Below are 21119 nucleotides of genomic sequence, written 5' to 3' on the forward strand. Positions count from 1 at the left end.
GCCACACGCTGGGTAACATGGACGAGCTCCCCCAAAACTGCAGGTCAATAAAGCGTGCGACGCCGGGAATCTGGAAACTGGCGAAGTCCTTGAACATGTCCTCGCAGCGGGTCATAGCCGAGCTGGGCACGCCAGCGCGTAGTGCGCCCAGCCTGGTGGGCGCCGCGGCTGCGGCCCAGCTGATACAGAGGAACTCCCGTCGATCGGTGACCGGATTGGTCTGGGAGGCTGATGCGGTGTACGCGCGTGACGATGAGGGTATTGAATTGAATGCGGAGTTCTCGGTGATTGCTGGTGGCGAGCACCTGAATTTGGTGCTGGAGAGCGCCGGCGGCCGGGCGACCGGACCGCGGCCACGTAACGACCAGTATGTGCCCGCGTTGACGTTGCTGCTTGGTCGACTTCGCGACCGACGCGCGGTACTGGTCTCCGGCCTGGTGGCGTCTGCGCGGACCGCCCACTTGTCGGAGGAAGCCCGCAGCATCGTCCCAAGTCCGATCCAGTTGGCCGCGGAGCGCGACATCAACGAGGTGCGGCTGCAGATCACGCGGGCGCAAGGGCGGGTCGGTCTGCCGGACGGTGCTGCGAAGGAAGGGAACAACCGGAAGCGAATCGAGCTGCACCTGGATGTTCCGGGTTACGGCCCAGACGATGCTGCACGACTCGCGGCAGATCTCGCGGCACCCGCCAAACCGGCCTCGATCGCGGAGCTGCCACAGGCAGGCGAACTGCTCCGAGATCTCACTGGCGAGACGATCCGGACCGTCGCCGGTCGACAGAACAGGGTGCTCAAGATCGAGGACGGATTCGTGCTGGTGGCTACCGACCGGTCGCCGGAAGGGCAGCCGGTCGCCGTCGCCGACGTACAGGATGGGCTCGACTTGCTCGCTGAACGGGGCTCGGTCCATGTTTCGGTCAACGAACTCGGTCACCGAAGCGCTTTCGTCGGGGCAGTGCTGGCAACTCTGCCGCACGCTGGCGTCAGCTCGTCGCCTGCGATGGTGACGCTGGAAAGCTCGGCGGTCGAACCCGACCCGGGTGACATCCACTTCGGCGAGCTCGACGCGCTCGCTCAGGTTAAGGTCCGGACCGAACAGACACGACTCCGCCGGCTGCTCGCGGATGGCCGCGACAGCGCGACGTGCGCGTTGTGCGGCGACGAGTTTCCGGTTCGGTTCCTTGTCGCCGCGCACGTGAAGAAGCGCGCAGCCTGCACCGACGCCGAGCGTCGGAACCTGCGCGACGTAGCGATGCTCGCATGCAGCTTCGGATGCGACATCCTCTACGAGTCGGGCTGGGTCACAGTCGACAGCACCGGCCACATCCGGACCGTCGAGGTCGACGGACTCCCGGCCGGGAGCCTGAAAACGCGCATAGAACTACTGTCCAGTCGACGCTGCGAAGCACACGGGCCGGAGTCCGAGCCATACTTCGCCTGGCACCGCACGATCACATTCCGCGGCCGACTCGGCAGTCAACCCTGAACGCTCGACTCAGCCGCTCGGCGGCGGCAGGTCCTGCGACGAGCCGGGCGCGGCGGGGCGCACCGACGGCGACGCCTGCAGCGACCTCCATGTCACGTAACTGACTGTCACACCCCGTCGCGGATGACAACACTCCGCCACTCAGGTTGTGACGCCTCGACCGACGGTCTACCTGCTAAAACATTGCCCGGGACGGCTGGGACAGGGCCCCGACGGGCCCGTCACAGCTGTCCCAGACTGCCGCAAAGACGCAACTCCGGGTCCCCCTCCCTGCACCAGTCACAGCGAGTCGAATGGACGAGGCGAGTGCTTAGGGCGGACCGATCCGCTCTTGCCGAAGCGGGATCCCTCGCTCACGTCGATAGATGACATCGCAGCGTTCGCACTGCCGGTGGATCTCGCGCCGTCGGCGTTCGTCGGACAGCTCGAACACCGCGGCGCCGGAGGCTCCGCAGAGCATCGTGATGACCTGCCCGGGTGTCGGGATCTTTGTCAACCGGGTTCGATGCCACTCACCTTCGATCACCGGGAGGATCGTAAGCGGGTCGATGTAGATTGCCGCCGTCACCGCGTCGCTCGAATCAGCGCAGGTGCGGCCAGGGCGGACGTGCTTGCCTGCTCGTCGAACGCGCGCCGCAGCAGGGCCCTTGCCGTGTCGTGGTAGCGGCTCAGGATCTTGCGGTCGGTCAGGTAGGTGTTGCAGTAGGGGTGCCTGAGCACCACGGCGATCGGATCGGATCGATCCTCGAAGAGCGTGAAGGCGCCGATCGACTTCAGCGCGGTCTCCGTTGACGGCACGATCCGGACAGTCACGTGCTTGAGCTGCGCCGCCGCGTGAAGGTGCTCGATCTGCTCGTTATGCAGGTCGTCCATGCCGTGTAGTGCCTGGTCACCGATAAGGAACAGGTAGCGCCGGTCCCCTCGATCCAGTGCCTGCTGGCGGGCTTGGCGGCTCAGCTGCTCCATGCTCCTGCGGTCGTCCTCTACCACGGCCTTGTCGAGCACTCGTTCGGCATACGCCCGCGTCTGGAGAAGGTCGGGAATGCCCGACGACGCCCACTCCACGACGCGGCTGGAGAGCTGTTCGTACGTCCACAGCAGGTGCCCTAGCTGCGGATCAGACTGGTCGACCAGGCTCGCGGCGCCGGCGTTCGGGGCGAGCGCCATCACCCGGTCGTACTCGGCCGACTCGACCCGGAGGTACCCGAGGATCCAGGCAACGGCCGTCGCCGGCGCGACTTTGATGCCCAGCTCCCACGCCGACAGCGTCGCGGGATGAACGCCGATCTTCTCGGCCAGCCTCCGCAGGCCGATGCCACGGCGCTTACGCGCGTCGCGCAGGCTGCTGCTGACGGCCACAGTCGCGGGCGGACGGATGATCGGCTTGGGCATCTTCGGGTCCTTGCTGAGGGCTGTTGGTGGCAGGCACGCGCAGGTGGCTGCGGATTGACGACGGCGGTTGGGTGGCCTGCTGTCAGGGCGGCCCCTTGGCGGGAACCGCAGCTCGCGCCTCCGCGACCAAGGCGCCGGCTGTCGCTGCGACCGTTTTCAATGCGCCGATGTGCTCTATCAGCCGGTCCAAGCCGAGCGGGGTCAGGCGGAGTTCGCGGGGTTCGGCACGGCACTGGAGATAGCCGGCCGCGCGCAGGAACTCGATGTGCAGGTCCAGGTCGGGCGTGGGGAGCCCCAGAGCCTGCTGGACGGCCAGTTGCGAACGCCAGCTGGTGTCGGCCAGCAGGCAGGCGATGAACAGGCGGACCGGCTGCAGCAACAGCGCGTCGAGGTCCGTACGCGAAGGGGGCGAGATCCGCGTCATCGTCGCCTCACCGCGACGCGCGCTGAGGCGTTCACGAGTTCACGACACGTCGGACATGAACGGTCGGCCGGTGCCAGGCAGGAGTGAATCAGCACTTCGTGGCCGCAGAGAGAGTGGTACCGGCCTTGCTGGAGGCGGATGCCTCGCAGGAACTCCTCGTCCGTAACCGCGTGCGTCAGGCCGTCGAGCACGCACCGGTACCAGCTGATGTAGTGCGCTGAGTGCAGCGACCTGCAGCTAGTGCCTGTCACGTCCCCTCCCTTCGACCTCGCGACTGATGAAATCAGTCAAGCGGGAGTCAGATTCGACGACCAGAGCAATGATGCGGCAGTTGTGTGGCGTGAACGTCGCAGTAGCTGGTCTGAGCTGCAGTTACTGCTGCTACATTGTTCTGGTCGAGCAGGGTTGGAGGTCGGTCATGCCTATAGGGCGACGTCGCGATGGGCTGATCTCAGCTCGCAAGGTCGCTGGCTTCACCCAAGAGGGTCTGGCGGACGTGCTGCACGTCGACCGGTCGACCGTTGCTCGCTGGGAGGCCGGCGACTACGTGCCACTCCCCTACCTCTGGCCGAAGCTCGCGAGCGTGCTCGGTCGTTCACGAGACGAGCTGCAAGCCCTGATCGGTCCGAGCGCAGGCACGCGGGAGTTCAGCCCGGACGACTCGTTCGAGCCGGTGTTCACGTGGCTCGATCGGCACGCCGGGTGGCCGCTGGGGCGAGCCCGTGAACAGGTGTACGCGAGCGCAGCCACCCCAACTCGGTACCGGCCGAATCCGCCGCGAAGCGTCATCGCAGATGCCCTGGCTGACTATTACGCGCCGCCGACCAGCGACCACCGGCCGTACACCGCGCGCTGTGGGCAGGTGGAAGTGACCACCAGCGTCCTTACCCGGGCGGCGTGGCTGGACCTCGCCTGCTCGCTGACGGCCACGGGCGAGCAGACCACCTTCGAGGGCGGCGACGCGCGGCCACCGGCGGCGGTTGACGAACGAGCGGCGGTACAGCGTCTCGCGGACGCGGCAGCGTCCGACACACGGATCACCGACGTTCCCCTGTACCGGCTGCTCGACGTCGACCCGCAGCCCGGCGCACTGCGGGCGAGGGTCGGGATCGCGTCGTTTGTCGAGTACGCGCTTGGCGTTGACCTGCTGGAACGCGAGTTGATCGATTACTTGGCGAGCGGTCGTGCCGCGCGTCCAGGACACATGCCGCTCCGGGATCGTCAGCTACCTGACGTGGCCGCAGTACTCGACCTGCCCGGGCGGCTCTGCGCGGGTGGCGTGCTCGCGTTGACAGCGATCGCGCGGCCGGCGGACCCGTTCCGTGGTGAAGCCGACTTCGTACTGCTGGTTCAGCAAAGGTCCGCGCAGGTCGTGAACACGGCCGACCGGCTGTCGGTGATCCCGAAGAGCTTTCATGGGCCGCTCGCGGACCGGCGAGCAGACGCCCGCATCGGCGTCACCCTACGCCGTGAGCTCGAGGAGGAGCTGTTCGGCAGGACGGACGTCGATCGGTCCGCCGGAGAACGCAGGGTGGCCGATCCGATGCATCCGACCAGGCTGTCCGCTCCGATGCGGTGGCTGACCGAGCAGCCCGGCCGTCTGCGGCTGGAGTGCACGGGGTTCGGGCTCAACCTGGTCAGCGGGAACTACGAGTTCGCCGGCCTGGTCGTGATCGAGGATGAAGAGTTCTGGCCTCAGTTCGGTGGCGACGTTGTGGCGAACTGGGAGGCAACCGGGCTCCAGCAGTATTCGACGCTCGACGGCGACTTGGTCACCGAACTGATCGGTGACGAGAGCTGGAGCAACGAAGGACTGTTTGCATTTGTCCAGGGGTTACGTCGACTCGCCGAGATTGGCGGTGATCGAGTGAAGATTCCCGCCGTCGAATTAGGTTGCTGAGGGCCAGCGAACCGTCAGGACAACCGAATCCGCCAACGCTTCCCAAGAATGGTCAACCCCTGGGCCCCACATCACGTAATCGCCCTGGCGCGTCATAGTCTTGCCGCCGCCGGTGACATCCACTCGGAACTCGCCGGAGATCAGCATCACGAGCGTGGTTCGCTGGTCATCGGACGTCCACTCGGGACGCTTGTCACCCGCAGGGTGGTTGGCCCACTTGACTTCGACGTCTTTGGAGGCTCGGACGCCCTGCGATGGGTCGATGAAGTGACCGACCAACCAGCCGCGCGTGTCGGCCGCGTCCTCGTTGGCGTTGCCGGCGGTCCAACCGTCGCTCACTGGCCTATCTCCCATTCGATCGCGGGCAGTTTCACGCGCTCTCCGCCGATTTCCGCAAGGCGGCGGAGTCCTTGCGTCATGGCGAACAGTCCTTCGTTGCTCCACGCTACATCACCCAACAACTCGGTGACGAGTTCCGCGTCGGTAGTCGAATACTGACGAAGAGTCGCGGATTCCCAGTTTGCTTCGACCACTCCGCCGTAGCGTGTCCAGAATTCTTCGTCGTCGATGACGATGAGACTGGCGAACTCGTAGTTGCCGCTGACGAGGTTGAGGCCGAAGCCGGTGCACTCCATCCGTAGGCGGTCGGGCTCGGCGAGGAGCCAGCGCATCGGCTCCGTGAGCCTGGTCGGGTGCATCGGGTCCGCGGTCAGGGTGTCGGCGACGGTGTTGTCAGCGTCCGGCCGGCCGAACAGCTCCTCTTCCATCTCGCGTCGCAAGGTGGCGCCGATCTGGGTTTCTCGCCGTACGTCGGTGAGTGGCTGGTGGAAGCCCTTCGGGATGACGGCGAGCCGGCGCGTGGCGTTGAGTACGTGGCCGGAGCGTTCCTGGACCAAGAGCACGTAGTCCGCTTCGCCGCGGTACGGGTCGGCCGGCCGAGCGATGGCCGTCAACGCGAGGGCTCCGCCTGCGCAGAGTCGGCCGCCGACGTCCAAGATGGCGCCGACGTCTGGGAGGTAGCGATCACGCAGGGGCAGCGACGTCGTGTCGCCAGTCGCGAGCGCGTCGAGCAGCTCGCCTTCGAGCAGGTCCATCGTCAGGGCGTAGTGGACGAAGTGGTCCACGCCAAACGTCCCGCCGAGGTGGCGTTCATGGATGTCCGTGCTCAGCAGTCGGTAAAGCGGCGCATTCATGAGCCGGGTGTTCATGGCTACCGTCTCAGCGAGCCGGTTGACCGCTGCCTTCGTCGCGTGCTCGTCCAGGACTTCCCGCGGGTCTGGCCGGGCGCTCGCGATCGTGAGCCCGTCGTGCGGCGGGCGTAGTTCGCAAGCCAGGTCGAGCCAATCAGCGCAGGTCAGGATGCTGGTGTTCACGGCCTGGTCACCGCAGCTTCCGGCGTACAAGCCGTGGTCACCATGGTGCCGGCCGTAGTACTCGGCGAGCGCGTCGGTCACGGCGCGCTGGTCGACCCACGCGCGGCGCGTGGCCCGAGCGTAGGCCTCCTGCGCGTCGACGCGCGCAGCCTGCTCGGCTACGGCGCGGCGTGCAGCGCCAGGACTCCGGTAGGCGTGCTGGTCGAGCCATTCGAGAGCTGCGCCGATGTGGGGATCCGCGGCCAGTCGTCGATCGGCTTCCTTCGTGTCCGGCCTGGTGTGGGCGGCCGGCCCGTCGCCGGTCAGCTCCGCGAAGCGGGCTCGCTCGGCGTCCGACGCTCGCTCATACGCGGTGTCGAGGACCTGTTGCATCTCTGACTGCGGGCGAAGGTCCGGCTTCTGGCGCCAGGACGCGACCGTACGTGCGCCGATTCCGAGTTTCTCGGCGAATTTCTCATTGCTCAGCCGCAACGCGGATTGCAGCGCTGACGCTGACCGTCCGGTCCAGCCGCCCACTCCACTCATTGCCGCCCCAAAGCGCTCTTGTGCAGCGGATATGCAGTGGTTGCGCACTGCTTCTGCACTGGTTGTGCATGGGATCGGACGTCGTTTCGGCCTTGAATTCTAGGTATGGAAATCACCTGGTTCACCAGCCCGAATTGCCCTCCGCTAACGCTTCGGCTTCACGTGCTCGACCACGGTCGCGAGGCTCGTTTGAACGTCCTCCAGCCGGTCGGTGATCTCGGCCAGGCGCTGTTCCAGCGCGTCCAGCCGGGACCACAGCTCGTGGCCGTCGTCGGCCGGCTCGTCCGGGTGCGGCGGTGTGCGGTTTTGCAGCACGGCCAACAGATGCTGCGGGTGCCAGCCCAGCGTCGTCGACAGCGCTTCGAGCGTGCGCGCGCTCCGGCGGCGCTCGACCGTGTGGTGCTGGAGCTCGCGCACGATCGCCTGCGACACGTGCGATCGCTCGGCCAGCTCGCGTTGTCGCCAGCCGAGTTCGTTCACGCGCATGTTGATGGCCTTGGCGACTGCCGCCCAGTCCTCCGTCACGTATTCCTCCGCGCTCCGCCTCAGCGCCGAGATTAGCGGTACTTCGCGCTTTTACCACCTCGCCTAGCACTTCGTCGGCGGCGCGTCGGGCAAACGCGCGCTTCAAAGAGCTGAAATCAACAACATAGTCTTGAAATCATCAGATTGGTCTTTCTCATGAACTCGCAAATCACCTTTCACACCATTCGAGAAGCGGCCTGGCTGCTCGGCGTGTCCCGCGCTGCGGTCAGCCGGGCAATCCGGACGCGCGAGCTGCGCGCCACCCGCTGCCGTTCCGGCCTCCGCGTGTCGTCGACCGAGCTGGCCCGACTGCTCGCGTCGCGTCAGACCGGAGGTGCCGCATGAGCGCCGACGACCTGCAGTTGATCGGGATCGCCTGGCGGCTGGACCGGCTGCGCTGGGTACCGACCGAAGTCCTGACCAAGGTCGTGACCAGCGAGGGAGTCTGCATGTGGCCTCCGCCGGACGACGGACCACCCGACGCGAGGGGCGACGGCGAACTGGCCGAGCGACTGTGCGGCGGGTGCCCCGTCCGGGACGAATGCCTGGAGCTGGAGTTGCGGACGGCCGGCCTCGACACGGTCGGCGTCTGGGGCGGGATGACCGACGACGACCGGCGCGCGCTGTACCCGCTCTGGTTGCGGCGCGGCGAACGGACCGATCGGGGTGCCCGATGAACGGACTCACCGTGACGCCCACGCAGATCCTCGCCGGTGTCGGCGTGCTGCTCGTGCTGTTCTGGGTCTGGCGGGCCGGTGCTCGCCGGGCGAAGGCCGCTGCCGAAGCTGCTCGGAGTGGCGCCCGGCTCGTGTCGCTGGCCGGGCGGGTGCTGTTCAACGCCGGGCTGATTGTTGCTGTTCAGTGGGTCGTGATCGCTCATCCGGGCAGCCCGTGGCTGCTGTTCGCCGTGCTCGGGTTGCCGGCCTTATTCGCGTCCTACGCGCTGACCCGTGCCATGACGGTGACCACCGTCGACACGTCGAAGCGGGGTGGTCGGCGATGAACCGGGCACAACGGCTCGCGCAGGATGCGGCCGAAGCCGCGGAGGTGCGTGCCTACCAGACCGATCCGGACGTCGTCGCTCTGCGGATCGAGCGGGTGCGGCGGCAGGTCGACTGGATGTGCTGGTCCGGGATCGTGCTCGGGTTGGCGTTCACGATGACCAACGTCCAAGGTTTCGCGTCAGCCGGCACCCGGCCGGGATCGCTGCCGTGGCTGGCCGCGTGGGTGCTGGACCCGACCGTCTCGCTCGTCCTGCTGGCGATCCTGCGGGCCGAGCAGGTGACCGCGCGATACCAGGTTCGGACCGGCGTGTGGGTGCGGCGGGCTAAGTGGTTCACGCTCGCGGCCACCTACGTCATGAATACCTGGACTTCCTTCGCCGCCGGGGAGGCTGCGGCGATCGTGCTGCACTCGGTGCCGCCGCTGGTCGTGTTCGTCGCCGTCGAGGCGATCACCGACCTGCGGGACAAGCTCACCGATGCCGTGCTGGTCGCGGCTGAACGGCGGCCCGTTCAGCAGGAGACCGGGCGACGGGTGCTGTTCGCCGATTACCTCGCTATCGCTCGGGAGACCTGGACGCCGGACGTCGAGATCACGCCGGCGTGGGTGCGGCGGGCCACCGGCTGCTCGCGTGGCTTGTCACCCCGGCTGGCGCGGGCGCTGCGGTCGGAGGTGGGCAATGACTGACTCATTGCCGATCAAGGCCGATCCCGTGTTTGACGGCGAGTTGGTGGACGACACGTTGCCTCAACCGCGTCGGCGGGAGCCGAAGACGAACCGCTTCATCCGGTGGTGGCGGCACTCCCCGCGTGTGCCGTTGTGGCTGAAGAGCAAGCCTCAGGCCGTCCAGGCGGGCAGGGATGCCGTCGTCGGGCTGGTGAAGTCGCCGTGGCGGTACGTCGGCGCGGTTGTTCGCGGGCTGGTCGTCGGGGTGCGGTGGTGGCGCGGGTGGGTCACCGTCCGGGACTACCGGACGGCCGCTGAGGAGTCCGAGAAGCTTGCCGACAAGTTCACCGAGATTCGGGCGCTGACATTGTTCCGGTGGAAGGTCACCGGTGCCGTCGTGGTCGTGACGGCTGTGGCGGTCGCCATCGTCGATCTTGTGTACGGCACCGATCCTCTGTGGATGGGAGGTGCGGCGGCATCCCTGGCACTCGCGATCCTTGGACGCAAGAAGGACGGCAGCCCTGGCCGAAAGCCAGCGCTCGCCGGGCCGCGGACCCTGACCTGGACGATGGACCCGCAGGTACTGGTGGACGCGTTCCGGGACGCGAAGCTGATCGGCAAGGACGAGGTGTTGCGGCTCGTCGAACGCGCGACGCGTGTCGGCGACGGCTGGGCGGTCACCGTCGACCTTCCAGCCACGCGCAAGGCGGCCGACGTGGTGAAGAACCGGGATGCACTCGCGTCGGCGCTCGCCGTCGATGAGGTCCAGTTGATCGTCGAACGGGTCCGCGGGAACGGTGGACACGCCGGGCGCGTGTCGATGTGGGTTGCGGACGAGGATCCGTACGCCTCACCGCCGTTGCGGACGCCGCTGCTCGGCGTGGCGCAGTGGGATGCGTGGCGGCCGATCCCGTTCGGACGCGATGCGCGGGACCGGCGGATTGACCTGCCGCTGGTGTGGACGTCCCTGCTGGTCGGTGCCATTCCTCGGCAGGGCAAGACCTTCGCCGCCCGGCTCGCGGCGGCCGGGCTTATCTTGGACGCTTGGGTGCGCCTGTACGTAGCGGACTTCAAGGCCGGGAAGGACTGGGACGCGGCCGGCCTGGTGGCGCACCGGTTCATGTCCGGCGACGAACCCGAACACGTTTTGGCGCTTGTGGACTGGCTGATTGAGCTGGTCGGCGAGGTTCAGACGCGATTCCGACGGATGCGCGATCTGGACGACCTCACGTGTCCGGAATCGAAGGTCACGCCGGAAATGTCCCGCGACAAGGCGCTGAACATGCCGATCACGGCAATCTTCATCGATGAGGTTCAGGTTCCTCTGGAGGATCGCACGCCTGTCGACGTGCAAGGCAAGAAGCTCACCGCGGGCGAGTATGTCGGCGAGTTGCTGACGTGGCTGGCGAAGAAGGGGCCGGCCGCGGGGATCGTGCTCGTGCTCGCCACTCAGCGGCCGGACTCGAAGACGATCCCGTCCGGGCTGCGGGCGGTGCTCGGGTCGCGGTTCGCGCTGCGGGTGATGGACTGGCGCGACTCGAACATCGTGCTCGGCGAGCAGATGAACACGCGCGGGTTCGACTCCAGCCGGCTATTGCCCTCGCACAAGGGCGTAGGCATCCTGCGGCCGGACGGCGACACGTCAGCCGGCGCCGATGTGCTGGCCATGACGGTCCGGACGTACTACATGCCGAACGAGGACTGGCGGACCATCTGCGAGCAGGGCCGGACGCTACGCGAGGCGGCCGGGACGCTCACCGGGCACGCGGCCGGGCAGGACACGATGCCGGTGCTCGACCACGCGGCCGCGGTCAAGGCAATCGGTGCAGGTCACACGACTGACGCGGCTCAGTCGCCTGGCGAACTGCCCGAGGTGCTCGCATCGCTCATTGAGTGCTTGGGAGACGATCTCGGGCCGGACGGCCGGGCCTTCGTGCCGACTGCCGAGTTGCTGGACGTCCTGGAGGTCGACTCGCGGACGTTCGCGCAGCAGATGTCCGAGGTGGGGTGCCGGCCGACGCGAGACCGCGTGATCGGGGAGGACGGCGAGACGCGGCAGGTTCGCGGGTACCGGACGGCTGAAATCAGGAGCGCAATCGACCGCGCACGGGAAGGCGGCGAACCGACCAGCCAGGAAGGTCATTCATGAGCGCCGCTCAATCCGAGGATCGATCGATCCGGGTTATCCTACCTGCGGGATTGCCAGAGCTGACGCCAGCTGTAGCACGCGGACTGCTGGCCGTTTTGATCGAGCTTACCGAGGTGCCGGTGCTGGACGGACCGGCAGAGGAGGAACCGTGACGGCTGAAATCAGCAACGACCCGTGGTCGACGCTGGACGAGATCTTGGGCCTTGAGGTCGCCGAGCCGGTCGACGACGGGATCGGTGAGCTGGCGGTCTACGGCCGGTGCTCGACAGAGGACAACCAGGACCCGGAGACTTCTCGCGGCTGGCAGTTCGGCAACGCGCGGAAGTTCGTCGAGCCGCTGGGCGGCCGGGTCGTAGCGGAGTACTTCGACGTCGGGCAGTCGCGGTCGGTGCCCTGGGAGCGTCGGACAGAGGCCGCGCGGCTACTCGCCGAGCTGAAGAATCCGCGGCGAACGTGGAACGCCGTCGTAGTCGGCGAGGGCACTCGGTGTTGGTTTGGCAATCAGTTCTCGCTCATCGCGCCGCGGTTCGCCGCGTACGGCGTCGACCTGTGGGTGCCGGAGCTTGGCGGGAAGTACGACGCGCGGAACCCGTCGCACAAGATGCTCATGAGCGTGCTCGGTGGGATGAGCGAATCGGAACGCCAGCACGTCCAGGCTCGCGTCCGCGCCGCGATGGACGCGCAGGTTGTCAACGAAGGGCGACACCAGGGCGGCCGGGCGCCCTACGGGTACGTCGTCGTTGATGGCGGTCCGCACCCGAATCCGCGGAAGGCCGCCGAGGGGTTCCGGCTGCGCGTGCTGGCCATCGATCCCGAGGCCGCCGAGGTGGTCCAGCGGATATTCGCCGAGTACATGGAAGGGGTCGGCGATCGAGCTATCGCCAAGGGGCTCAATGAGGACGGCGTGCCCTGCCCTTCCGAGCGCCGGCCCGACCAGAACCGGCACCGGCTCGCTGACGGCTGGCAAGGCAGCACCGTTCGATCCATTCTGGAGAATCCCCGGTACACCGGGTACGCGATCTTCGGGCGTTGGACCAAGCAAGAGACGCTGCTGAATCCGGACGACGTCGGCGCCGGGCACGTCGTGCGGTTCAAGCGGGCAGCGCCGGATCGCGTTGTTCGGTCACGACGACCTGCGCACCCGGAGCTTGTCTCAGTCGAGGCGTTCACGCAGGCACAGCTGATGCGTCGGTCCCGGGCGGCTGGCGGGTTGCCCGGGATTGCCAAGCTCGAACGGAATCGGGCAGCCACTAAGCACACGTACCTGTTGAAGGGGCTGGTGCGCTGCGAAATCTGTACCCGGAAGATGCAGGGTGCGGCGATCAGGAAGGGCGTCTACTACCGGTGCATCGCACGGACGATGGCGCCGGGGTCGGCGGCGTTGGCCGAGCACCCGAAGACGGTGAACCTTCGAGAGGACGTCGTAGTCCCGCCGATCAACGAGTGGTTGTGTCAGGTCTTCGACGCGGACAACCGCGACGAGACGGTGCGGCTGCTGACCGGGTCGCAGGATGGCCGGGTGGACGGCCGTCGAGCCAACGCGGAGAAGCGGATGAAGGGCGCCGAGGAGAAGCTACGGCGGCACCTCGCGGCTATCGAGGCAGGCGTAGACCCCGTCAACTTCGTCGAGCCGATGAAGCGCGCACAGGCTGAGCGGCAGGCGGCGATGGAGGAGCTCAAGCACCTGCCCGACACGCAGGCGGTCGACGTAGCTGAGGTGTACGCGATGCTCGACCAGCTCGGCGACGTCGCGAGGCACCTGAACTCGCGGAGCCCGGAGAGGATCACGCAGGTCTACCGCGACCTGGGCCTGCAGGTGGTCTACGACAACAAAAAAGAGGCAGTCGTAGTGACTGCCTCTCCCCGTGTGGGTAACGTGTGTGTCCGAGGGGGGACTTGAACCCCCACGCCCGTTAAGGGCACTAGCACCTCAAGCTAGCGCGTCTGCCATTCCGCCACTCGGACCTGCTGAAGAAAGAGTATACGGCCACCCCCAGGGCTCGTTCAGGGGGGTCCGGGTCAGCACCCTCCCGACGTCTGGCATGATCGGCCGGTTTCACACCTTCTGCATCGATTCAGCGCGGCTCTGGGCGAACACGCGCAACGGCTCCGGGTATCGGTAACGGTCCGTGCCGGCGGGGTCCAGGAGGTGGGCGTCCACCAGGGACTCCAGCAGCACAGCCGCGTCACCCCACGTGAGACCCAGGGCGGAGGACGCCGAATCGACGGAGATGTCCGGGGTGGTGGACAAGCGGTGGAACGCCTCGGCCTGAGCGTGGGACAGGCGGGACAGAGCCGACTCGTACGGCTTCTCGATCGCTCCGCACTCCGGGGGTGTCACCGGTGATCCTGGGGCGGGACGGCCCAGGCGCTGCAGGGCCTCGGCGAGGCTCCAGCCCGGGCGGGCGGCCAAGCGCGCTCCGATCGCCTGCAGCACCTGCGGGAAGCCCGCCGTGCGGGCGGCCAGTTCGCGGGCCTCCGACGGCGCCTCTTGGACGCGGTCCGCGCCGATCACGTGTGTGAGGAGGGCCAGGGACTCCGCAAGCGGGAGGCCGCCCAGTTTGGTCCAGGTCGCGTGCGGCAGGCCGTACAGCCGCTGGCGGGCCGTGATGATCACCGCCGATCCGCCTGCGGCCGGGAGGAGGGGGCGGACCTCGTCGGCGTCACGGGCGTCGTCGAGGACCAGCAGGACCCGCAGGCCCGTCGTGCGGGTTCGCCAGACCGCCGCGCGCTCGCTCGACGACGATGGCGGGTCCACGCCGATGCCGCGCAGGAGCTCGGCCAGCGGGTCCGCCGACGCCGACAGGTCCAGGAACAGCTGACCGTCCGGGAACGTGGGCGCCAGGACGTGGCCGAGGTGGACCGCCAGGGTCGTCTTGCCGATCGCCGCCAGACCTTCGATGCCGATCACCGGGACCGACGCGCCCGACGGCGTCAGCGCGTCGATGAGCGCTGCGGTTTCGAGCGTGCGGCCGACGAACTCCGGGAGCTCCGGTGGCAGCTGGGAGGGACGGGACGTCGTCGCCAGGGCCGGGTCCGCCGCCAGGATCCGGCGTTGCATCTCCTGCAGCTCCGGCCCCGGGTACAGGCCCAGCTCGGACTCGAGCAGGCGCTGCGTCCGCGCGAAGACGTCGAGGGCCTCGGCCTGGCGGCCGGAGCGGTACAGGGCCAGCATCTGCAGCTCACGCGGCCGCTCACGCAGCGGCTCCTCGGCGATCAGGTCCGCCAGCTCCGCCGCCGCCTCGCCGTGGCGGCCCGCCGCGATGTCGGCCGCCGCCAGGTCTTCGCGGGCCCTCAGGCGCAGCTGCGTCAGGCGGACGCGCTCGGCCTCGAAACCGTTGAGCCCGGCCAGCGGCGTGCCCTTCCACAGGCGCAGCGCCGCGCGCAGGGCCGGTGCGGCGTCGGCGGCTTCCCTGGCCGAGGCCACTAGGCGCTGGAACTCCGTGACGTCCAGCGCCGGAGCCCGCATCGCGTAGCCGCCGCCGACGGACTCGATCGCGACCCCCGCGTGCCGCAGGCGGGACACGTACGACCGCACCATGCCCACCGCGGCGCGCGGCTCGGCGCCGCCCCAGAGCGCGGACACGAGCTGGGCCGGCGACAGCGGCGTGCCCTCCTGCAGGAGCAGCAGCGCCAGCGCCGCCCGCTGCTGGGGCGGGCCCAGCTCGATCTCGACGTCGCCGCGCCACGCGCGGACCGGGCCCAGCACTTCGAACCGCATCGCATCGGTCACGCAGAGCGCAACCCGCTGCGACGGACGGCTATTCCTCCGGCGTCACAGGCCCTTGAAGGCGTCCCGGTGTTCGGCGAGCCAGGTGGCGAAGTCCTGCAGCCGCGGGTTCAGCTCCCGCACCGCCTCCGGGTCGCGCGCTCCGGCGAACGCGCTTTCGTGCTCGGCGTAGTAGAAGAACATGTTCGCGAGGTCGTCGGCGCCGGGCGCACCCGACGAGCGCACGTCCTCGACGCTCATCGGCCGGTACGCGACGGCCTCTCCGAGCTCCTTCGCGAACGCCGCCGCGTACTCCTCGCCGGTCAGGTTCTCGCCGGAGATGCTGATCGTCTCGCCCGCGAGTTCGGGGCCGCGGGTGAAGACGCCGAACGCGGTCCGCCCGATGTCCTCGGCCGCGATGCCCGGCAGCCGCCGGTCGGCCATCGGCAGGGGCAGAGCGAGGACGCCGTCGTCGCCGCGGACCGGGCGGAAGAAGTCCAGGAAGGCCTCGAAGTAGAAACTGGTCGACAGGAACGTCGTCGGCACGCCAGCGTCGACGAAGAACGCCTCGGCCTCGGCCTTGCTGTCGAAGTGCGGGACCTTGTACCGGCCGTGCAGCGTCGGCACGCGGTCGTCACGCAGGTGCAGCCGGGTGTCCGGCAGGGTCGACCAGATCGCGTGCTTCAGCCCGGCAGTCTTCGCGGCCGCGGCCATCGCGCGCGCCTGCTGCTGCTCACGCTCGACGGAGTTGTACTCCCAGAACGCGGTGACGAGGTAAGCGCCGTACGCGCCTTGAAGGGCCGTCGTCAGGCTTGCCTCGTCGTCGAGATCGGCCGCGACAACCTCGGCGCCGCGGGCGGCCAGTGCCCGCGCGGCCTCGGAGTCCGGGTTCCGCGTGAGGGCGCGCAGCGCGAACCGCTGCTCCGGGTCGTCGAGGATCGCGCGGGCCAGGCCGCCGCCCTGCTGACCGGTGGCGCCGACGACGGCGATGATCTTCTTGTCGGACATCGAAACCTCCTGAGCTCCGGCCGGGGTGTTCCGGCCACGGACCCAGGAAATCGCCGCGGCGTCAGCGTGTCGTGCACGCCGGGTGCACGCGGCGTGCACACCATTTACAAGACCGCCCCGGATTCCTAGGATTCGCCGGGCAAGCCAGCGCGTTCGAGCGCCCGCAGGGACTGGAGGTTCCGGTATGGCGCGCGCCGGTCGGCGGCCCGAGGACGAGATTTCCGTCGACGATCTGCTCCGGGAGACCGGGGCGACCCCGCGATCGCTCGGCGGGACACCGCCGGAAGCGCGGCCGCGCGAGGACGACACCGGCGACGGCTACCGCGAACGGCTCGAGCAACGGGCCCGCGAAGCGGCGGCGGTCCAGCAGCGGGCCGGACGGCGGATCCGGTGGGTGTCCGCGATCGCCGGCGCTCTGGTGGTCGTCGGCAGCCTGGTGGTCATCGCGGTCACCTCCGAGAGCTCGCCGGGGCGGCAGGCCGCGCTGTCGGACCCGCTCGCGCCCGCGACGACACCGCCGCCGACGACGACGTCGAGCACCCCGGCGCCGAGCCCCACGCCGATCCCGACGGTGCTGCGGCAGACGGCCAGTTCGACGTCTTCATCGGCCCCGTCCCAGCCCCCGCCCGCGCCGCCGCCGGTCGAAACGGCGGCGTGCCTGGCCCGCTACTCCGTGACCGACCAGTGGAACAACGGGTTCACCGCCGGCGTCGCCGTCACCAACAAAAGCGGCAAGACGCTCTCGCCGTGGACGGCCGGCTGGACGTTCACCGCCGGCCAGCGCGTCACCCACAGCTGGAACGGCGACTTCAGCCAGAGCGGGTCCCGGGTCACGATGAACGCCGTCTCGTACAACCTCACCCTCGCGCCGGGCGCGACCGTCGAGATCGGCTTCAACGGCGCCTTCGACCGCGGCAACCCGGCACCGATCGGGTTCACCCTCAACGGCGTCCGCTGCGACGCGGGCTAACCCAGCACCTCCCGCATGAAGTCCACCAGCCAGTGCTGCGCCGGGCTGCGGGCGTGCGTGTGTCGCGTGTAGACCGACACCTGCGCCGGCTCCACCTCCAGCGGCAGCTCGAACAGCCGGACGCGGTGCTCGGCCGCGAACATCTCCGCCACCAGGCGCGGGACCATCGCCACCAGCTCGCCGTCCTGGACCAGGTACGGCAGGGCCGCGAAGCGGGTCACCTCCAGGACCACGCGGTCGAGGAGGCCGCACGCCTCCAGCGCCCGGCGCGGGCCGTCGTGGCCCGTGGGGCCGAACACCGTCACGTGGCGCTCGGCCGCCAGTTCCTCGAACCCGACCTCGGCGCCCAGGCGCGGGTGGTCGCGGGAAACCATGCCCAGGTAGCCCTCGGAGAACAGCGGGATCCGCGCCACGCGCTGGGAGCTGATCAGCGACGACGCGATGAACGCGTCGATCTCGCCGCGGCCGAGCTGGTCGGCCGCGCCGTCGACGTCGAGGGGGCGGACCGTCAACGTCACCCCGGGGGCGCGAAGCGGCAGCGCCGCCATCAGGCGCGGCAGCAGCGAGATCTCGCCGAGGTCGGACAGGCACAGCGTGAAGGCCGCCCGGGCGCTCGACGGCGAGAACGACCACGCACCGCTGACCGCCGTCTCGATCGCGGACAGGGCGCTGTGCAGCGGCTCGTAGAGCGCCCGGGCGGTCGTCGTGGGCACCAGCCCGGCGCCGGTGCGGCGGAACAGCTCGTCGGAGAACCGGCGCCGCAGCTTCTGGAGGCTGTAGCTGATCGTCGGCTGCGTGACGTGCAGGGATTCGGCCGTCGCGGTCACGCTGCGGGTCTCGTAGAGCAGCACGAACGTGCGCACCAGGTTCAGGTCGAAGTCCCGCATCATCGATCCCCTCTATGAACGATCGCGCCAACATTTATTGGAACACGACCGGGGGTGCTCCCTAGGGTCTGGGCCAACCCGCCCGAGAGGACCCGCGCATGCCCACCGCCCGCCGGCTCGCCCACGAGTTCCTGGAACGCCGTGGCCTGACCACGATCTTCGGCAACCCCGGCTCCAACGAGCTGCCGTTCCTCGCCGGGCTGCCCGAGGGCTTCCGGTACGTCCTCGGGCTGCACGAGGGCGCCGTCGTCGGGATGGCCGACGGCTACGCCCAGGTGACCGGCCGCCCGGTGCTGGTCAACCTGCACGCCGCCGCCGGTTCGGGCAACGCGATGGGCGCGCTGACCAACGCCGTCTATTCGCGCTCTCCCCTGGTGCTCACCGCCGGCCAGCAGGTCCGGGCGGCCATCGGGATGGAGGCGATGCTCGCCAACGTCGACGCGACGCAGCTGATGCGGCCCCTGGTCGCCTGGTCCGGCGAGCCGAGCTGCGCCGAAGACGTCCCGCGGTCGCTGGCGCAGGCGGTGTTCGAAGCCGAGCTGCACCGGCGGCCGAGCTACCTGTCGGTGCCCTACGACGACTGGGGCGCCGAGCTGGACGCGAACACCGCCGTCACGCTCGACCGGGACGTCCGAAGGGGACTCAACCCGAGCGGGACGCAGCTGGACGACCTGGCCGCGCGCCTCGAACAGGCCCGCAACCCCGCGCTCGTGCTGGGCGGCGACCTGGACGCCACCGGGCTGTTCGACCGGGCTGTCGCGCTGGCCGAGCACCTCGACCTGCCGACCTGGGTGGCGCCGTCGCCGCACCGGCTGCCCTTCCCCAACCGGCACCGGCTCTTCCGCGGGGTGCTGCCCGCCGGGATCGCGCCGGTTTCGGCCGCGCTGACCGGGCACGACCTCGTGCTGGTGCTCGGCGCGCCGGTGTTCCGCTACCACCAGTACGTCCCCGGCGCGTACCTGCCCGAGGGCACGCGGCTGATCCAGGTGACCGACGACGTCGGCGCCGCGGCCCGCGCGCCGATGGGCGAGGCGCTGGTCGCCGATCCCGCGCCGGTGATCGAAGCGTTGCTGGCCAAGGTGCCCGCCCGCGCGGCGGAACGCGGCTACACCGCGAACCCGGAGCCCCGGACGGGCACGACGGCGCTGCACCCGGAGCAGGTGTTCGCCGCGCTGCGCGCCACCCAGGCCGACGACACCCGTTATGTCGTCGAGTCGACTTCGACGAACTCGGCGTGGTGGCGGCAGCTGGACCTGCGCCGCGAAGGCTCGTACTTCTTCCCCGCCGCCGGCGGCCTCGGGTTCGGCCTGCCCGCCGCGGTCGGCGTGGCGATGGGCAGCCCGGACCGCCCGGTGGTCGGCGTCATCGGCGACGGCTCGGCCAACTACGGCATCACCGCGCTGTGGACGGCGGCGCACTACCGCGTCCCGGTGACGTTCGTGATCCTGCGCAACGGCGTCTACGGCGCCCTGAAGTGGTTCGGCGAGCTGCTCGGGACGCCGGACGTGCCGGGCACGGAGATCCCCGGACTCGATTTCACCGCCATCGCCGCCGGGTACGGCGTCGAGGCCACCGCCGTCACCGGCGAAGACGACCTGCACGACCTGCTGAAGACGACCCCGGACGGCCCCAGGCTGATCCAGGTCGACACCGAACCGACCACCCCGGAGTGATCATGACCTTGCTCGACGACGACTTCGTCCGCGGTACCGGCGGGACCCACCCGGTTGTCGAACCGGCCACCGGCGAAGTCCTGGGCAGCGTGGGCATCGCGACGCCGGACGACGTCGCGCAGGCCGCCGCGACAGCGGCGAAGGCCCAGCGCGACTGGGCGCGGCGCAAGCCCGCCGAGCGCGCCGGGGTGCTGCGCCGCGCCGGTGCGTTGTGGGAGGCGCACGCCGCCGAGGTGCAGGACTGGATCGTCCGCGAAGCCGGTTCGACGCGGCCGAAGGCCGGGATCGAGACGGAGATGGCGGCCGGGATCTGCTTCGAGGCCGCGGCCCTGCCCACGCACCCCCGCGGCGAGGTGCTGAGCACCGGCGAACCGCGCTGGTCGCTGGCCCGGCGCGTCCCGGCCGGGGTGGTTTCGGTGATCTCGCCGTTCAACTTCCCGCTGATCCTGGCGATCCGCTCGGTCGCGCCCGCGCTCGCGCTCGGCAACGCGGTGCTCCTCAAGCCCGACCTGCGGACCGCGGTGTCCGGCGGGGTGAGCATCCTGCGCGTCTTCGAGGAGGCCGGACTGCCCGAAGGGCTGCTGCACCTGCTGCCCGGGGACGCCGCCGTCGGCGCCGCGGTGGTCGACGCGCCGGAGGTGTCGGTCGTGTCGTTCACCGGCTCGACCGCCGCCGGGCGGAAGGTCGGCGAAGCCGCCGCGCGGGCGCTCAAGCGCGTGCACCTGGAACTCGGCGGGAACAACGCGCTCGTGGTGCTGCCGGGCGCCGACGTCGCCAAGGCGGCGTCCGCCGGCGCGTTCGGCTCGTTCCTGCACCAGGGCCAGATCTGCATGACCACCGGCCGCCACCTCGTCCACGAGTCCCAAGTGGACGAATACGTCGAGGCTCTCGCCGAGAAGGCGCGGCGGCTGCCGGTCGGCAACCCGGCCGCCGGCGACGTCGCGCTCGGCCCGATCATCGACGACCGGCAGCTCGCGCACGTCACCGACGTCGTCGACCGCAGTGTCGCGGCCGGCGCTCGCGTGGTGGCAGGCGGGAAACCGGACGCACCCTTCTACCCGCCGACCGTCCTCTTCGGACTGGACGACGCGACGCCCGCCTGGCGCGAGGAGATCTTCGGCCCGGTCGCCCCGGTGCGCGCCTACCGCGACCTCGACGAGGCCGCGCGGATCGTCAACGACTCCGAGTACGGCCTCTCGGTCGGCATCCTCGGCGACGTCGGCACCGCGATGACGCTGGCCGACGAGGTCCGCTCGGGCAAGGTGCACATCAACGAGCAGACCGTCGGCGACGAGCCCACCGCCCCGTTCGGCGGCGTCGGCGACTCCGGCAACGGCTCCCGCTTCGGGGGCGCCCAGGCCAACATCGAGGCCTTCACCGAAACCCAGTGGCTGACCGTCCGCGCGGACATCGCGGGCTATCCCTTCTAAGG

The 21119-nt window shown here is 69.4% G+C and carries 20 protein-coding genes and 1 tRNA gene; 11 read left to right on the plus strand and 10 right to left on the minus strand.

Translation table 11 applies throughout. From position 1 onward, the window contains the following. Nucleotides 1–17: 17 nt before the first annotated feature. Nucleotides 18–1484: a hypothetical protein gene (locus ACH54P_RS11485; RefSeq protein WP_489912351.1), complete on the plus strand. Its 1467-nt coding sequence runs from the start codon at nt 18–20 to the stop codon at nt 1482–1484. A gap of 310 nt (nt 1485–1794) precedes the next feature. On the opposite strand, the gene ACH54P_RS11490 is transcribed toward ACH54P_RS11485, so the two are convergent. The 3 genes from ACH54P_RS11490 to ACH54P_RS11500 form a co-directional block, all read right to left on the minus strand. Continuing rightward, the gene (locus ACH54P_RS11490; RefSeq protein ID WP_489912352.1) at nt 1795–2010 is read right to left on the minus strand and encodes a hypothetical protein; all 216 of its coding nucleotides are present in this window, start codon (nt 2008–2010) and stop codon (nt 1795–1797) included. 38 nt (nt 2011–2048) lie between these two features. After that, a complete protein-coding gene (locus ACH54P_RS11495) occupies nt 2049–2876 on the minus strand; it encodes a Scr1 family TA system antitoxin-like transcriptional regulator (RefSeq protein ID WP_489912353.1) in 828 nt (275 codons plus the stop codon). An 82-nt stretch (nt 2877–2958) separates the two neighbouring features. Continuing rightward, entirely contained in the window at nt 2959–3300 is a 342-nt protein-coding gene (locus ACH54P_RS11500) for a MarR family transcriptional regulator (protein ID WP_489912354.1), read from the minus strand. A 418-nt stretch (nt 3301–3718) separates the two neighbouring features. Between ACH54P_RS11500 and ACH54P_RS11505 the strand changes: the two genes are divergently transcribed. Continuing rightward, nucleotides 3719–5200 (plus strand): helix-turn-helix transcriptional regulator, encoded by a 1482-nt coding sequence (locus ACH54P_RS11505; protein WP_489916391.1) that lies wholly within the window; start codon nt 3719–3721, stop codon nt 5198–5200. Here the strand turns inward: ACH54P_RS11505 and ACH54P_RS11510 are convergent. The 3 genes from ACH54P_RS11510 to ACH54P_RS11520 all read right to left on the minus strand — a co-directional run bounded on the left by ACH54P_RS11510 (nt 5189) and on the right by ACH54P_RS11520 (nt 7623). Beyond that, nucleotides 5189–5539: a signal peptidase I gene (locus ACH54P_RS11510; protein ID WP_489912355.1), complete on the minus strand. Its 351-nt coding sequence runs from the start codon at nt 5537–5539 to the stop codon at nt 5189–5191. The two genes, ACH54P_RS11505 and ACH54P_RS11510, sit on opposite strands and share 12 nt — an antisense overlap. After that, nucleotides 5536–7098 (minus strand): transcriptional regulator, encoded by a 1563-nt coding sequence (locus tag ACH54P_RS11515; protein WP_489916392.1) that lies wholly within the window; start codon nt 7096–7098, stop codon nt 5536–5538. Before ACH54P_RS11515 ends, ACH54P_RS11510 begins: the two co-directional genes overlap by 4 nt. 144 nt (nt 7099–7242) lie before the next feature. After that, the gene (locus ACH54P_RS11520; RefSeq protein ID WP_020640049.1) at nt 7243–7623 is read right to left on the minus strand and encodes a helix-turn-helix domain-containing protein; all 381 of its coding nucleotides are present in this window, start codon (nt 7621–7623) and stop codon (nt 7243–7245) included. A gap of 156 nt (nt 7624–7779) precedes the next feature. Here ACH54P_RS11520 and ACH54P_RS11525 point away from each other — a divergent pair, with 156 nt between their 5' ends. The 6 genes from ACH54P_RS11525 to ACH54P_RS11550 all read left to right on the plus strand — a co-directional run bounded on the left by ACH54P_RS11525 (nt 7780) and on the right by ACH54P_RS11550 (nt 13340). Next, nucleotides 7780–7968, plus strand: a complete 189-nt coding sequence (locus ACH54P_RS11525) for a helix-turn-helix domain-containing protein (RefSeq protein WP_489912356.1) — start codon at nt 7780–7782, stop codon at nt 7966–7968. Continuing rightward, on the plus strand, nt 7965–8300 hold the full coding sequence (locus ACH54P_RS11530) for a WhiB family transcriptional regulator (RefSeq protein ID WP_489912357.1): 336 nt from the start codon (nt 7965–7967) through the stop codon (nt 8298–8300). The genes ACH54P_RS11525 and ACH54P_RS11530 overlap by 4 nt, the downstream gene beginning before the upstream one ends. Then, a complete protein-coding gene (locus ACH54P_RS11535; protein WP_489912358.1) occupies nt 8297–8626 on the plus strand; it encodes a hypothetical protein in 330 nt (109 codons plus the stop codon). Before ACH54P_RS11530 ends, ACH54P_RS11535 begins: the two co-directional genes overlap by 4 nt. Further along, a complete protein-coding gene (locus ACH54P_RS11540) occupies nt 8623–9312 on the plus strand; it encodes a hypothetical protein (protein ID WP_489912359.1) in 690 nt (229 codons plus the stop codon). Before ACH54P_RS11535 ends, ACH54P_RS11540 begins: the two co-directional genes overlap by 4 nt. Further along, nucleotides 9305–11440 carry a cell division protein FtsK gene (locus tag ACH54P_RS11545; protein WP_489912360.1) on the plus strand — a complete coding sequence of 712 codons (2136 nt, stop codon included), beginning with the start codon at nt 9305–9307 and terminating at the stop codon, nt 11438–11440. The genes ACH54P_RS11540 and ACH54P_RS11545 overlap by 8 nt, the downstream gene beginning before the upstream one ends. A 148-nt stretch (nt 11441–11588) precedes the next feature. Beyond that, nucleotides 11589–13340, plus strand: a complete 1752-nt coding sequence (locus tag ACH54P_RS11550) for a recombinase family protein (protein ID WP_489912361.1) — start codon at nt 11589–11591, stop codon at nt 13338–13340. Here ACH54P_RS11550 and ACH54P_RS11555 read toward each other — a convergent pair. The 3 genes from ACH54P_RS11555 to ACH54P_RS11565 all read right to left on the minus strand — a co-directional run bounded on the left by ACH54P_RS11555 (nt 13322) and on the right by ACH54P_RS11565 (nt 16157). Then, a tRNA-Leu gene (locus ACH54P_RS11555) sits at nt 13322–13405 on the minus strand. The genes ACH54P_RS11550 and ACH54P_RS11555 overlap by 19 nt on opposite strands. Before the next feature lie 91 nt (nt 13406–13496). Beyond that, on the minus strand, nt 13497–15173 hold the full coding sequence (locus ACH54P_RS11560; RefSeq protein WP_489912362.1) for an AfsR/SARP family transcriptional regulator: 1677 nt from the start codon (nt 15171–15173) through the stop codon (nt 13497–13499). Between the two features lie 42 nt (nt 15174–15215). Further along, entirely contained in the window at nt 15216–16157 is a 942-nt protein-coding gene (locus ACH54P_RS11565) for an NmrA/HSCARG family protein (RefSeq protein ID WP_489912363.1), read from the minus strand. A 184-nt stretch (nt 16158–16341) separates the two neighbouring features. On the opposite strand from ACH54P_RS11565, the gene ACH54P_RS11570 reads away from it, so the two are divergent. Further along, the gene (locus ACH54P_RS11570; protein ID WP_489912364.1) at nt 16342–17127 is read left to right on the plus strand and encodes a cellulose-binding domain-containing protein; all 786 of its coding nucleotides are present in this window, start codon (nt 16342–16344) and stop codon (nt 17125–17127) included. On the opposite strand, the gene ACH54P_RS11575 is transcribed toward ACH54P_RS11570, so the two are convergent. Continuing rightward, nucleotides 17124–18014, minus strand: coding sequence for a LysR family transcriptional regulator (locus ACH54P_RS11575; protein WP_489912365.1), 891 nt, complete (start codon nt 18012–18014; stop codon nt 17124–17126). The genes ACH54P_RS11570 and ACH54P_RS11575 overlap by 4 nt on opposite strands. 98 nt (nt 18015–18112) lie before the next feature. Between ACH54P_RS11575 and mdlC the strand changes: the two genes are divergently transcribed. Both mdlC and ACH54P_RS11585 read left to right on the plus strand, forming a co-directional pair. Continuing rightward, on the plus strand, nt 18113–19687 hold the full coding sequence (gene mdlC, locus ACH54P_RS11580; protein WP_489912366.1) for a benzoylformate decarboxylase: 1575 nt from the start codon (nt 18113–18115) through the stop codon (nt 19685–19687). Between the two features lie 2 nt (nt 19688–19689). Next, on the plus strand, nt 19690–21117 hold the full coding sequence (locus ACH54P_RS11585; protein ID WP_489912367.1) for a benzaldehyde dehydrogenase: 1428 nt from the start codon (nt 19690–19692) through the stop codon (nt 21115–21117). The last annotated feature ends 2 nt before the right edge of the window (nt 21118–21119 follow it).

The organism is Amycolatopsis sp. N2S4-7, assembly GCF_058119595.1.

What these genes read in the sequence shown, in the direction of transcription:
- ACH54P_RS11485 (WP_489912351.1), top strand. Translation starts at nt 18, where the DNA reads ATGGACGAGCTCCCCCAAAACTGCAGGTCAATAAAGCGTGCGACGCCG.
- ACH54P_RS11495 (WP_489912353.1), bottom strand. Translation starts at nt 2,876, where the DNA reads ATGCCCAAGCCGATCATCCGTCCGCCCGCGACTGTGGCCGTCAGCAGC.
- ACH54P_RS11500 (WP_489912354.1), bottom strand. Translation starts at nt 3,300, where the DNA reads ATGACGCGGATCTCGCCCCCTTCGCGTACGGACCTCGACGCGCTGTTG.
- ACH54P_RS11505 (WP_489916391.1), top strand. Translation starts at nt 3,719, where the DNA reads ATGCCTATAGGGCGACGTCGCGATGGGCTGATCTCAGCTCGCAAGGTC.
- ACH54P_RS11515 (WP_489916392.1), bottom strand. Translation starts at nt 7,098, where the DNA reads ATGAGTGGAGTGGGCGGCTGGACCGGACGGTCAGCGTCAGCGCTGCAA.
- ACH54P_RS11525 (WP_489912356.1), top strand. Translation starts at nt 7,780, where the DNA reads ATGAACTCGCAAATCACCTTTCACACCATTCGAGAAGCGGCCTGGCTG.
- ACH54P_RS11530 (WP_489912357.1), top strand. Translation starts at nt 7,965, where the DNA reads ATGAGCGCCGACGACCTGCAGTTGATCGGGATCGCCTGGCGGCTGGAC.
- ACH54P_RS11535 (WP_489912358.1), top strand. Translation starts at nt 8,297, where the DNA reads ATGAACGGACTCACCGTGACGCCCACGCAGATCCTCGCCGGTGTCGGC.
- ACH54P_RS11540 (WP_489912359.1), top strand. Translation starts at nt 8,623, where the DNA reads ATGAACCGGGCACAACGGCTCGCGCAGGATGCGGCCGAAGCCGCGGAG.
- ACH54P_RS11545 (WP_489912360.1), top strand. Translation starts at nt 9,305, where the DNA reads ATGACTGACTCATTGCCGATCAAGGCCGATCCCGTGTTTGACGGCGAG.
- ACH54P_RS11565 (WP_489912363.1), bottom strand. Translation starts at nt 16,157, where the DNA reads ATGTCCGACAAGAAGATCATCGCCGTCGTCGGCGCCACCGGTCAGCAG.
- ACH54P_RS11570 (WP_489912364.1), top strand. Translation starts at nt 16,342, where the DNA reads ATGGCGCGCGCCGGTCGGCGGCCCGAGGACGAGATTTCCGTCGACGAT.
- ACH54P_RS11575 (WP_489912365.1), bottom strand. Translation starts at nt 18,014, where the DNA reads ATGCGGGACTTCGACCTGAACCTGGTGCGCACGTTCGTGCTGCTCTAC.
- mdlC (WP_489912366.1), top strand. Translation starts at nt 18,113, where the DNA reads ATGCCCACCGCCCGCCGGCTCGCCCACGAGTTCCTGGAACGCCGTGGC.
- ACH54P_RS11585 (WP_489912367.1), top strand. Translation starts at nt 19,690, where the DNA reads ATGACCTTGCTCGACGACGACTTCGTCCGCGGTACCGGCGGGACCCAC.